Source organism: Pirellulales bacterium, assembly GCA_019694455.1.
Classification (GTDB): domain Bacteria; phylum Planctomycetota; class Planctomycetia; order Pirellulales; family JAEUIK01; genus JAIBBY01.
This window is the reverse complement of sequence record JAIBBY010000081.1, coordinates 1-12221: the sequence shown is the minus strand read 5'-3', so window position 1 is coordinate 12221 and position 12221 is coordinate 1. Positions and strand designations below refer to the sequence as shown.

General features: G+C 64.0%; 11 protein-coding genes. 3 read left to right on the top strand and 8 right to left on the bottom strand.

The features are described 5' to 3' along the window. From K1X71_19910 to K1X71_19900, 3 genes are all read left to right on the top strand, one after another. Positions 1-847 (top strand): 3-isopropylmalate dehydratase large subunit (locus K1X71_19910; GenBank protein ID MBX7075415.1); only part of this gene is annotated, 847 nt, incomplete at its 5' end. Positions 848-935: 88 nt separating this feature from the next. After that, positions 936-1529, top strand: coding sequence for a 3-isopropylmalate dehydratase small subunit (gene leuD / locus K1X71_19905; protein ID MBX7075414.1), 594 nt, complete (start codon positions 936-938; stop codon positions 1527-1529). Beyond that, the gene (locus K1X71_19900) at positions 1529-1852 is read left to right on the top strand and encodes a hypothetical protein (GenBank protein ID MBX7075413.1); all 324 of its coding nucleotides are present in this window, start codon (positions 1529-1531) and stop codon (positions 1850-1852) included. Before leuD ends, K1X71_19900 begins: the two co-directional genes overlap by 1 nt. A gap of 16 nt (positions 1853-1868) precedes the next feature. Here the strand turns inward: K1X71_19900 and K1X71_19895 are convergent, their stop codons facing one another. From K1X71_19895 to odhB, 8 genes are all read right to left on the bottom strand, one after another. Then, entirely contained in the window at positions 1869-3011 is a 1143-nt protein-coding gene (locus K1X71_19895; protein ID MBX7075412.1) for a hypothetical protein, read from the bottom strand. After that, positions 3008-4756, bottom strand: a complete 1749-nt coding sequence (locus K1X71_19890) for a tetratricopeptide repeat protein (GenBank protein ID MBX7075411.1) — start codon at positions 4754-4756, stop codon at positions 3008-3010. The genes K1X71_19895 and K1X71_19890 overlap by 4 nt, the downstream gene beginning before the upstream one ends. A gap of 10 nt (positions 4757-4766) precedes the next feature. Next, positions 4767-6707 (bottom strand): S9 family peptidase, encoded by a 1941-nt coding sequence (locus K1X71_19885; GenBank protein MBX7075410.1) that lies wholly within the window; start codon positions 6705-6707, stop codon positions 4767-4769. 77 nt (positions 6708-6784) lie between these two features. Then, complete coding sequence (locus tag K1X71_19880; protein ID MBX7075409.1) at positions 6785-8191, bottom strand: neutral/alkaline non-lysosomal ceramidase N-terminal domain-containing protein; 1407 nt, start codon at positions 8189-8191, stop codon at positions 6785-6787. Between the two features lie 129 nt (positions 8192-8320). After that, positions 8321-9277 (bottom strand): diadenylate cyclase, encoded by a 957-nt coding sequence (locus K1X71_19875; GenBank protein ID MBX7075408.1) that lies wholly within the window; start codon positions 9275-9277, stop codon positions 8321-8323. 135 nt (positions 9278-9412) lie between these two features. Beyond that, positions 9413-9874, bottom strand: coding sequence for a YhcH/YjgK/YiaL family protein (locus tag K1X71_19870; protein MBX7075407.1), 462 nt, complete (start codon positions 9872-9874; stop codon positions 9413-9415). Positions 9875-9917: 43 nt separating this feature from the next. Continuing rightward, a complete protein-coding gene (gene lpdA / locus K1X71_19865; GenBank protein MBX7075406.1) occupies positions 9918-11309 on the bottom strand; it encodes a dihydrolipoyl dehydrogenase in 1392 nt (463 codons plus the stop codon). 3 nt (positions 11310-11312) lie between these two features. After that, positions 11313-12221 (bottom strand): 2-oxoglutarate dehydrogenase complex dihydrolipoyllysine-residue succinyltransferase (odhB, locus tag K1X71_19860; GenBank protein ID MBX7075405.1); only part of this gene is annotated, 909 nt, incomplete at its 5' end.

Below are 12221 nucleotides of genomic sequence, written 5' to 3'. Positions count from 1 at the left end.
CTTGATCGGGCGGCTCGTCACCGACGGCGGCACCGGCTACGTGATCGAGAAGGCCGGCGAGGCGATTCGCGCCCTGTCGATGGAAGAGCGGATGACGGTGGCCAACATGTCGATCGAGGCGGGCGCGCGGGCAGGCATGATCGCCCCCGACGACACGACCTTCGCCTATCTGCGGGGCCGCGCGTTCGCGCCCCAGGACTACGATGCGGCCGTGGCCCGCTGGCGCAAGTTGCCGACCGATGCGGGTGCGCGATTCGATCGATCGCTGGTGTTCGCGGCGAGCGATATTCAGCCGCAGGTGACCTGGGGCACCAACCCCGGCCAGGTGGCGCCGGTTGGCGCCGCCGTGCCCGACCCTAAAAAGGCGACCAGCGACAACGATCGCAAGGCGATGGAGCAGGCGCTGGCCTATATGGCCCTGACGCCGGGCACGCCAATCGCGTCGATCGAACTCGATCGCGTCTTCATCGGATCTTGCACCAACAGCCGCATCGAAGATTTGCGCGCGGCCGCCAGCGTGGTCAAAGGCTATCGCGTGAGCGACCGCGTCCACGCGATGGTGGTGCCGGGCAGCGGCCTGATCAAGCGGCAGGCCGAGTCCGAAGGACTCGACCGCGTCTTCACCGACGCCGGTTTCGAGTGGCGCGAGGCGGGTTGCAGCATGTGCCTGGGCATGAATCCCGACATCCTCACGCCCGGCCAGCGCTGCGCGTCGACCAGCAACCGCAACTTCGAGGGGCGGCAAGGCAAGGGGGGGCGCACGCATCTCGTGTCGCCGGCCATGGCCGCGGCGGCGGCGGTCACAGGGCACTTTGTCGATATCCGCGATTGGAAATACCAGGACTAAGAAACCGCGATCGACAATTCAGCGACCGACTGTCGCGATCTCACGTTACTAGCCACTATTCACGGACCACTAGCCCACTTCTCCTCCGATGCGAGCATTCAATCAGCACAGCGGTCTGGTGGCCGCGATGGATCGACTGAACGTCGACACCGACCAGATCATCCCGAAGCAGTTTCTCAAGCGAATCGAGCGAACTGGCTTTGGCCAATACCTTTTCTTCGATTGGCGGTTTCGCGACGACGGCACGCCCAACCCCGACTTTGAGTTGAACCGCATTGAGTTTGAGGGGGCCAGCATCCTCTTGGCGCGGCGCAATTTTGGCTGCGGCTCGAGTCGTGAGCATGCCCCTTGGGCGCTCGACGACTATGGTTTTCGCGTGATCATCGCCCCCAGCTTCGCCGACATCTTCTACAACAATTGCTTTAAGAACGGCTTGTTGCCGATCGTGCAGAGCGAGGAGCAGGTCGACGAGTTGTTTCGCCGCGTGGCCGAGCATCGCGTGTATAAATTGATCGTCGATCTCCCGAGCCAAACAATCAGCGACGACTACGGCCTGGTGTACAGCTTCGAGGTCGACCCGTTCCGCAAGCATTGCCTGCTGGGCGGGCTCGACGACATCGGCCTGACGCTCGCGCATGGCGACAAGATCGCCGCCTACGAGGCGGCCCACGGAATTGGCTAATGGCGTCGCGCCGCGAAAAGATTGAGTCGCTCTTGGCCGACGATCCGGCCGACCAGTTCTTGCGCTATAGCTTGGCGCTGGAGCTGGAGAAAGAATCGGCGCACGATGCCAGCCTGGCGCGGCTGGCCGAACTGACGCAAGACGCCGACCCCTATGTGCCGGCGTTCTTTATGGCCGCCCAGCAACTGCTCAAACTGCAGCGCGTGAACGACGCCCGCTCCTATTTGCGCGACGGCATCGAGGAGGCCCGCCGCCAAGGCAACGCTCACGCCGCCGCCGAAATGGCCGAACTGCTTGCCCAACTCGGCGCCGCCGGCGAGTAGCGCCGTCCGCGCGCCTCTAGGGAGCTTCCAGCAGCGCCGGCTGGTCTGTCCGCAGCCAATCGACAATTGCCCGCGCTGCCAGCCGATGGGCCTTGCCATTGGGGTGATGGTCGCAGTCGTGTGCCCACAGATCGCACGAGGTTTGGCCGGCCAAAGCTGGCGCCAAGTCGAGCACCGGCAATTCCGCCGCGCGCGCCAACTGGCTCACGGTGGCATGCACTGACGCCAAGGGATAGTCCGCTTCGAGCCCTTCCAGCAGCGGGTATAGCACCAGCGCCGACCGGCACTCGGGCATCTCGGCCAGGGCGCGAAATTGCGCGGCCAGCTTTTCCAGATTGGCGCCGTTCTGTTCCGGCCGATAACAGTCGCGATACCACTCGATGGTGTCGCGCGTCACCGCGTTCAGGAAGAAGCGCGTGCCCACAAGTTGCAACAATCGCGAGTGCCCCCAACCTTGCGATTGCGACGCGGCGCTGAGATGAAGGTCGCGCACGTTGATCAGGTCGTTGATGAAGTTCTGCCGCGCGGCAAGCTTTGGCGTCAGTTCCACGTCGTTGGCGGTGAACACCAAGATGATGCGCCGGCAACCGAGTTCGTCGACCAGATATCTGGCGTTGGCCAATTCCGTAGCCGTGTTCGCGCCAGGCCAGCCGCCGTTGACCAGCTCGAACTGCTCTCCCAATAGCGCCGCCATTTGCCTCGGCAGAGTCAGCGGCTCGGGCGCCCCCTCGCCATACACAAACGAGTCGCCCACCAGCGCGATGCGCGTGACGCCGGCGGGCGGTTGCGGCGGCAAGTCGCGATTGCGCATTTTGTGCCGCGAACGACGATACTCGACCACCCACGGCGCGTCGCTGAGCGCGGTGAGCGGAAACTCCTGTTTCGCGTAGTTGATCAACTTCCAGCGACCGCGGGTCAGATCGGGCGGCGGCGTCAGCTCGCCATGCGGATTCGACGGGTAGCAGTGATAGTCGACACTGGCGTCGTCCTGGTTGTAGAGCGTCAGCTTGCCGCGCAGCGCCACTGGCCGAACATCCAAAAGCCGCACCGCCAACTCGGCCACGACCAGCCCCGCCGCCAGTCCCAACAGCAGGCTGACGACTCGAAAGCCGACGCGCCGCCGCAGCTTTCTCACCTCGCTTGGCGCCGTCGTTTTCATGGCCGTGGCAGCGCCTGCGAGCGCAGCGTGTCGAGCCGCAAGCGGCTCACGTTGTGACTGGGATCGCGCTTGAGCGTCTCCTGGTAGCAGCGGATTGCCGCCTCGCGCTCGCCAAGTCGCTCGTGGACCTGCGCCAGGTTGAACCAGGCGTCGACCCGCTCGGGATCGAGTCGCACGGCCTGCAGCAAATGGTCGCGCGCCAGTGGCAACTGATCAGCGCGCACCGCCAATCGCGCCAGCTCAAAGTGGGCTTTCTCGTAATCGGGACGCAGCGCCAGCGACTTTTGGATCGTCGCGATACCCTCGGCGGGCCGATTGCGCTTGCCGAGCACTCGGCCCAGATTGTAATGAGCGGAGTAGCTGTTGGGATGCAGTTCCGCCGCGCGACGAAAATGGGCCTCCGCCTCGGCCAGCTTGCCTTGCTGCTCCAGGAGATTGCCCAGCCCATTATGGGCCATCAGGCTCCGTTCGGTCACGGCGTTGGCCTGCGTGTACAGCGCCAGGTCGTTGCGCCAGTGGCCAGCGGCGACAAAACTGATTCCGCCGTAAGCCGCGATCAGCGCGGCCAGTGCGCCAGCCACGGCGGGCCGCGGAAATCGCGACAGCATCCACGCCGTCAAAAGCGCCGGGGCGAACATCGCCAGATAGGCGTAACGGTCGGCGACCGTCGAAAACTGTTGATAAGAAAACGGCACGATGCCCAGCACCGGGGCGAGCGACACAACGAACACCGCGCTCAGCGCCAGCCAGCGGCGACGCGCCGGAGCAAATGCCGCCGCCGCGCCCAGCGCCGCCACCAGCAATATCGATAAATAGGGCCACACGCCCGCCAGGGCCACGCCTGGCGTCCGGCCGTAGTCGGGCGCCAGGCGCCACGGGAACACGAGTTTCCAAAGGTAAAATCCCAGCGCGTCGATCGCCACCAGCGGACGCTGCCAGAGCGGCGCGACCACCGACAGAGATTCGTCGGGCTGCAGCCACTTGGTGGCCACCATCAACACCAACGACAGCGCGAACCAAGGCGCCAGCGCGCGGGCCGATTGTCGCCAATCGCGCCCGATCCACAGCGCGTCGATCGTCAACGCCACCGCCGGCACGACCACGGCCGATGGCTTGGACAACAGCGCCAACACAAACGCCGCCAGCGCCACGGCATAGTGCAGTCGCGGATGTTCGGCGCCGTCATCGGTTGAAAGCCAGTACTGCCAGAGCGCCAAAAACGAAAACAGGCCGGCGAGCAACCCCTTGGTCTCGGTAGCCCAGCAGACGCTTTCGGTTTGCAAAGGGTGCCAGGCAAACACCAGCGCCCCGGCCAGCGCGGCCAGGTCGTGCCGCGTCAGTCGGCGGAGAATCAGGTACACGGCGCAGGCGGCGCCAGTGTGAAACAAGAGATTGCCCAGGTGAAACACCCAGGCGGCAAATTGTCCGCCGTCGGCCTCCGGCCGCCAGGCGATGGTCGCCTCGATCGCCAACACGGTGTAGGTCACTGGAGCGTACAGCCCCACATAGGGGCGCAACCAAAAATAGATCACGCTCGCCGCGCTTGGCGGCGTGAGCAGCGGATTACGCGTGATGTTGATCTCGTCGTCCCAACTCAACAGCGCAAAGCCAAGACTGCGACCAAACACCAGCGCGATCGCGCCAGCCAGGACCGCGACGGCTAGCCACCAAGGCCAGGGCCCATGAAGAAACTCCGCTTCGCCAGCGGGCCAATCGCGCTCGGTTTCTTCCAGGTCGATCGCCATGGCGCCGGTGCTACGGTGTCCCCAGGTGAGCTTCCAAGAACAGCACTTCGACCGCCGTCAGATAGTCGCGGTTGTCTTTCTTGCCGAAGCCGTGACCTTCGTTGTCGGCGTAGAGCGTCCACACGTCGCGGCCCGCGGCGCGGACTTTCTCCGCGATTTGCTCCGCCTCGAAGAACGGAACCCGCGGATCATTGATGCCGTGCGCCACCAACAGCGCCGATCGTATCTCGCTGACGCGGTTGGTGGGATTGATCTTTTCAAAATACGCCCGCATTTCTGGCTTGCGCTCGTCGCCATATTCGGCGCGCCGCAAGTCTTGCCGGTAGGGGCTGGTCCGCTCCAGGAAGGTGATGAAGTTGGCGATGCCCACAATGTCGACCCCGGCTTTGATGCGCTCGCCAAAATTCACAAGCGACGACAACACCATGTAACCGCCGTACGAGCCGCCGGTGACCGCCACGCGCGTCGAATCGAGTTCCGGCTGCCGCTGAATCCAATCGAGCAAGGCGCCAATGTCTTTGACGCTGTCTTCGCGATGTTCGGCGTTGTCGAGTTGCAGGTAGGTTTTGCCGTAACCGGCCGAGCCGCGCACGTTGGGATAGATGACGGCAAAGCCCAGTTCATTGACTAGATATTGCGTCGGGCCGGAAAAGATGGGGCGCGACTGCGCCTCGGGACCGCCGTGAATGTTGATCACCACCGGCGCCTTGTCGCGGCCGTCGCGCGGTTTGGGCCGGTAGAAATATGCCGGAATTTCGCGCCCGTCGAAGCTGGGAAAGCGAATCATCTCGGGCGTCGCGAAGCCAGCGGGATCGAGGCCCCCCACCTCGCTAAAGGTCCAGCGCGTCAGCTTGCTGCTTTTCACGTCCACCGAGTACGCGTCGGCCGGCGCGTCGGGCCGCGCGAGCGTAAATCCGAGTCTCTCACCGTCTGCTGAAAACTCCAGATTGGCGATCACCCCCAGCGGCAACTCGATCGGTCGCGATTTGTCTCCCTCCAGTAAGAACAGCTTGCTTGCGCCATTTTCGTTGAACGCGTAGGCGACCAGTCCATTGCGATCATCCACCTCCACATCGCTCACGTCCCAGCGCGTGTCGCTAGTCAACCAGGTGTATTGGCCAGTCGCCAGATCGACGCGCGCCAACTCCTGATACTCGCTGCGGGCGTCGCTGGTCGTGTAGACCGATTTGCCGTCGGGGGTGAATGCCAAGGCGCCAAACGACACCTTGCCTTCACCAGGGATTTTTAACTTTTCGAGTTTTCTGGTCGCGATGTGGTACAGCGCGGGATACGACTCGTTGATCGACACGTAGTGGATCATCGCCAGCCGGTCACCCTCGGGAGAAAAGTCAGTGGCCACCCAGTACTCGCCACTGGTCTCCATCAACAGTTCGTGTTCGTCCGGCTCGCGCGTGCTCGCCAGGTAAATATCGGTGTCGCGGCCATTGCGGCGATTGCTATGCACGATCATGCGGTCGCCGTCGTGGCGCACCGGCCCCAGTTCGTTACGCGACTTGCCGTCGGTGAGCATGGTCGCGCGTCCCGACTGGCGATTGAGATAATAGATCTGATAGTTCTCGTCGCCGCCGGCGCTCATCGACAAGAGCAGTTCACCGCTCGGCGACTTGGGGATGAAACGGCCACTCACCGGCTCGTCGAAAAAGGTCACCTGTTCGCGGCGACCGCCCGGTTCGTACACCCGGTGCAACTGAGCGCTGTTGCCGAACCGCGTGGCGATCAACATGCCATTGCCGTCGGGCGACCACCCCTGAAAGCCCGCGCTGCGCACGTTTTGATATTGCCGCAACCGCTCGAACAATTCCGCCGGCACGACGGGCACGCCAGTGGTCCGGATGGCGGCGGGCCGGCGCGGATCGATCGTCTCTTGCGCAGCGCCGCGCGTGGCGGCCACTAAAACCAAGCAAAACGCTGCCAACCATTGCGACTTCATCCGCACTCCCTTTCTAGATGAATACGCTCGCGGCCGCGGTCCTGGGCGCTTGGCTCAGTCGGCTGCGCGCGATCAATTTACTTCGCTTCTTGCACCCGTCGATCGAGCGCGCCGTAGATGATCGGCCCGGCCTGCGGGCCCACACTGTTTTCTTCGCCGTACTGGTCGCCGTTTCGTCCGTAGCAGAACGGCGGTTTCTCGTCCCACTGCCGCAGTGGCAGGATGTAGCCGATCTCGTCATTGGCCAAGCCGACGATCAGCACCTTGTCGCCCGGCAGACTTTCCAAGATCGACTTTTCAGCAGGCGCGTCGGGGTAGTCGGCGCCCGGATCGACCGGATCTTGTACCTTGCCGTAGACATGCTCGGGATAGATCTCGCCGGGGATGCACGCGACGTGCAAATCGCCCAGCCGCACGTAGCCCACCTCGGTCAGCACGGCGGCGGACTTGGTTTCTTTCACGTTCTTGGCGGTGATTTCGTCGCCGATCTTCTCGGCGTCTCCCTGCCAGGCATAGCCGGCGCGCTTGAGAATGCCAATCATCTTGGCCATCTGATACAGCTTGTTTTCCAGCGGTATTGCCACCGGCTTGGCCGAGACTACAAATCCGTTGAGCGAAATCGGCTTGGCCGCATCGACTGCTTGCGCTGCCAGCGCCGCCACCATTTCGCCATACGCCTGATTGAAGGCAAAATCTCCCTCGCGCAACAGTTCGCCTTTTTTATCCTTGAACTTGTCGCGCGGCGGCGCCATGAGCCCCCCGACCGGTCCAGTGAAATACGTCACCGGGCAGCCGTACTTCTTCTTGAGCTCGTCGACAGTCACCCCGATGAAGTCCGCGGTGATTTGCTTGTTGTCTCCCCCCATCGCCTCGGGATGGCAGTTCCACTGCAGCACGATGCCCACCAGCTTGCCGTTGTCCGCGCGATTGAAGCGCAGCGCCCGCAGCACCGGATCAAAGATGTACGGCTCGCGACTGTCGCGCAACAGCTCCTCGTCCGAGGCGGTGCCGTAGTTGGCCACCACGGGCACGGCGCTTTCGTCGGCTTGCCGGATCACCTGCACCGTCAGTTCGGCGATGCGATCCATATACTCTGGATCGATGCCGCTCTTGGTGGGACCGGGGCCCCATATGCCCATCGTGTCTGGCCCTTCGTGGTTGTGCGCGGCCGAGACCATCACATACTTGAAGTCCTTCAGCTTTTCGCGGATCGCCTGCACCCAGGCGTAGTCGAGTCCCACCACATCGAGGCAGGCCATGGCGATCTTGTCCTTGCCGTCGCGCAATACGACCGAGCGGACGTGCAGCGGATCGTGGACCCCCTCGGCGCGGCGGTTCTGGCTATAACCGGCGATCCAAACCGGCTTGGCGTTCACATCGGGCGTGATGTCGGCCTCGCCAAAACCCACCTCGACCGGCGCGGCCATCACGCTCGAAGCGATCATCATGCAGAACAACGAAAAAACAGTTTGGGGCAGGCGCATGGCGGAATGATCCTCTACTACTGGCGGGATTGGGGGCGGGTCGAACGATTCAGACTAAGCCCCCCACAGGCGCGCCACAACCCCCGGCCACTAGCCGTCGCGGCGCAACTGGCCACCCCGGCGGGCCAATTACGACGGCGTTTCCTTGCTTGGCCGGTCAGCGCGCGGCCGTGGTTCTTCGGAAGGCTCAGAATCGAAATCGCGCCACACCATCGCCCGGCGGAACGGTTCGATGCGCATGACCAGTTCGCCGCCATGAAAGATGCGCACTGTGCCGCTCGATTCGCTCACCACCACCGCAATGGCCTTGGTGTTGCGGGTGATCGCGGCGCCCGTCCAATGCCGCGAGCCAAGCCCCTTGGTCAAGTTGATGTCGCTGGCCGACGCGTCGATGTACCGCGCCGCCGCCTCCACCGTGCCGTCAGGCGCCACGATGATCGCCCCATCCATCTGGGCAATCTCCTTGATCCCTTCGCGCACCTTTTGAATCTTGAGGTTGCGCTCCTTGCGATTGTAGCCCTTCACCGGATCGAAACCCGTGGGATGGCTGCTGGCCAGCACTTTGCGGGTGTCGCCGACCACAAACAGCGCGCCGACCGGCTTGCCTTCGCGACCTTCGCGTCCGATCTCCAGACCGAGCGCGACGACAGTTTGCAGCGTGTCGAGCGGCACACTCGTTTCCAGACGCCGCAGATCGCGAACGCTCAACCGACCCAGGTGGTCTCCCAGGTCGACAACGCTGATCGAATCGACCTCGTCCGGCTCCAGCCCGCAGTAGATCACCACCACCGCCGCGCCGGGCACCAACATTTCGTGCGCCACTGCTTTGATGAGCGCCTGGCCAATGCGGTCGTACACCGGAGCGTCGGCCATGCCGATCGCGATGGCCGGCAACAGCGTGCCGACATCGCGCAAAATCTCCTCGGTGTCAGCGGCAACCACCAGTGGCGTCCCATCGGCCAGGCCGCGCAGTTGTTGCCAGTTGAAGCGTTGCTCCGCCATCAGCACCAGCGCGCTGGCCTTCACCGCGCGGCAAAGCTGCACGGCCTGACGAAACACGGCGCCAAGCTGGTCGGAGTGCTTCATGTGCGGGAGAACCAGAGCGATCGTCGCGCGGCTGTGGCGACAACCGAGATCAAAGGGCGGGGCGGCTGCGAAATAGTAGGAGTTTTTTCGCCTGTAGGCAACTGGCCGGAAGAGCCCCTCCTACAACCGGCGCGATTAGGGTAGCCGCACCTTAACCACTGCCTTATGCACGTCGCTAGGGGGGCCGAGATGGCAGTTGGGTTCGTGGGCGTCCTCCGGGAAAAACACCACGAAATCCCCGGTCCGTAGCTCAAACGCCCGGGTCCGCGCATTGCGCACAAAGAACATCAAATCGCGCGTTTCGTCGTAAGCCGCGCTCACCGCGGCCGTCTCGGCCAGCGGCGTCCAGTACACCGTCTCTTGCCCGCTGACAAGGTATTGCACGTCGACGTATTTGCGATGCGCCTCGGGCTCGGCGCTTTCGTAGTCGCGGGTCGCATAGCGCGCGACCAAGGCAAACAAGCGGTCGCCGTCGATCTCGTGCCGGCCGGTGGCCAGCGCGCTCGTGGCGTGTTGCCGCAGCCAGGCAAAAGCCGGCGCCAGCCACGGATGAGCGGCTTCACAGCGAGCGGAGTTGGCCAGCGTGTCGAGGATCATGCAGGCAGCATTTCCAGTGCTGTGACAATTGGCCGATACGTCATCACGAGTGGATTTGCCTGCCCGATACCGCCATGGCCGCTTCCTTCACCGCTTCCGAAAGCGTGGGATGCGCATGACATGTGCGGGCCAAATCCTCGCTCGACGCGCCAAACTCGATCGCGACGGTCGCCTCGGCAATCAACTCGCCCACGTGCGGGCCAATCATATGCGCCCCCAGGATGCGATCGGTCGCGGCGTCGGCCAAGATCTTCACAAAGCCGTCGGCGTCTCCCAGCGAACGGGCCCGGCCGTTGGCCCGAAACGAAAACTGCCCCCGCCGATACTCGACGTTCTCCTTCTTCAGTTCATCTTCCGTGCGGCCAACGCTGGCGATTTCGGGATGGGTGTAGACCACCGCGGGGATGGCGTTGTAGTTCACATGGCCATAGCCGGTGACAATCCGCTCGACGCAGGCCATGCCCTCTTCCTCCGCCTTGTGCGCGAGCATGGCGCCACCGATCACGTCGCCAATGGCGTAGATGCCGTCGACGGAGGTGCGGTACTGCTCGTCGACCACCACTCGGCCGCGCTGATCGACACGGACACCCGCGGCGTCGAGCCCCAGGCCATCGGTGTTCGGCGTGCGTCCCACGGCCAACAGCACGCGATCGGCTTCGAGTGGTTGCATCCCTTCGGCCTCGACCACCGCGCCATTCTTGGTTGCTCGCGCACCCGTCACGCGGCAGCCCAGCCGGAACTCAAACCCTTGTTTCTTGAAGGCGCGAAACGCCTCATCAGCGAGCTGGCGATCCATGCCCGGCAAGATGTGGTCGAGATACTCGAGCACTACCACCTGCGAGCCGAGCCGTCGCCAGACCGAGCCCATCTCCAGACCGATGTAGCCGCCGCCAATCACGGCCAGCCGCTGGGGAACCTCGGCATAGGCGAGCGCCTCGGTGCTCGTGCCGACGCGATCGCCATCGAGTTCAACGCCGGGGAGCCGCGCCGGTTTGCTGCCGGTGGCGATCAGGATGTGCTTGGCCATGAGCTGCGTCGCGCCGCCATCGGCCTCGACCGTCACGCGGCCAGCGCCGGCGATCTTGCCATGCCCGGCGATCCGCGCCACCTTGTTCTTCTGGAACAACGAGCCAATGCCTTGTGTCAGCCCCGAGACGATCTGGTCTTTGCGCTGGAGCATCGCCGCCAAGTCGAGCTCGACGCCGGCGACGCGCACGCCATGAGCGGCCAGCGACTCGCGGGCGTCGGCGTAGCGGTGGCTCGATTCGAGCATTGCCTTGCTGGGGATGCAGCCCACGCGGAGGCATGTGCCGCCAAGCGCTGGCTCTTGCTCGACGCAACAGACGGTCAGCCCTAATTGCGCTGCGCGAATGGCGGCGACGTATCCGCCCGGCCCGCCGCCGATCACCACCAGATCAAAGCTTGTTTCGGCCACCGACTAAACCTCCAACAGCAGCCGCGTCGGGTCTTCGATCACTTCCTTGACCCGCCTCAAGAAGGTGACCGCCTCGCGACCATCCACGATGCGGTGGTCGTAGGTCAAGGCGATGTACATCATCGGCCGGATGACCACCTGCCCTTCGACCGCCATCGGGCGATCTTGAATCGCGTGCAGGCCCAGGATGCCGCTCTGCGGCGGATTAACAATCGGCGTGGAGAGCAGCGAGCCGTACACGCCGCCATTGGAGATGGTGAACGTGCCTCCCTGCAACTCGTGCAACTCCAGCTTGTTCTCTTGCGCGCGGCGCGCCAGATCGGCAACGGCCAATTCGATCTGCGCAAACCCCATGCGGTCGGCGTCGCGGAGCACCGGCACCACCAGCCCTTTGCCGCCGCCAACGGCGATGCCGATGTCGTAGTAGTTGTGGTAGATGATGTCGTCGCCGCGAATCTCGGCGTTGATCGCCGGAAACGCGGCCAGCGAGTCGACCGCCGCCTTGACGAAGAACGACGTGTACCCCAACTTCACACCGTAGCGCTTTTGAAATCCTTCTTTGTGCTGGCCTCGCAGCGCCATGATGTGGGTCATGTCGATTTCGTTGAAGGTGGTCAATAGCGCGGCGTTCTGCTGCGCCTCGACCAGCCGCTCGGCGATCCGGCGGCGGATCATCGACATCGGCACCACCTTCTCGGTGCGATCTCCCGGCGCGGCGCGTGCCACGGCGATCGGCTCGCGCACCGGCTCCTCGCGGCGTGGCGCGACGGTCACCTCCTTGCGCGGCGCCTCCACGGCGCGCTGCACGTCTTCTTTCAGCATCCGTCCGCCCGGACCCGTGGCTTGCACTTCCTCGCGGCGCACGCCGCTGGTGGCCAGCGCGCGCTCGGCGGCCGGCATGACAAAAGGGCT

Bases quoted from the DNA above. Each gene is read 5' to 3' on its own strand.
- K1X71_19900 (MBX7075413.1), top strand. From the start codon at position 1,529: ATGGCGTCGCGCCGCGAAAAGATTGAGTCGCTCTTGGCCGACGATCCG.
- K1X71_19885 (MBX7075410.1), bottom strand. From the start codon at position 6,707: ATGAAGTCGCAATGGTTGGCAGCGTTTTGCTTGGTTTTAGTGGCCGCC.
- K1X71_19880 (MBX7075409.1), bottom strand. From the start codon at position 8,191: ATGCGCCTGCCCCAAACTGTTTTTTCGTTGTTCTGCATGATGATCGCT.
- leuD (MBX7075414.1), top strand. From the start codon at position 936: ATGCGAGCATTCAATCAGCACAGCGGTCTGGTGGCCGCGATGGATCGA.
- K1X71_19895 (MBX7075412.1), bottom strand. From the start codon at position 3,011: ATGAAAACGACGGCGCCAAGCGAGGTGAGAAAGCTGCGGCGGCGCGTC.
- K1X71_19875 (MBX7075408.1), bottom strand. From the start codon at position 9,277: ATGAAGCACTCCGACCAGCTTGGCGCCGTGTTTCGTCAGGCCGTGCAG.
- K1X71_19890 (MBX7075411.1), bottom strand. From the start codon at position 4,756: ATGGCGATCGACCTGGAAGAAACCGAGCGCGATTGGCCCGCTGGCGAA.
- K1X71_19870 (MBX7075407.1), bottom strand. From the start codon at position 9,874: ATGATCCTCGACACGCTGGCCAACTCCGCTCGCTGTGAAGCCGCTCAT.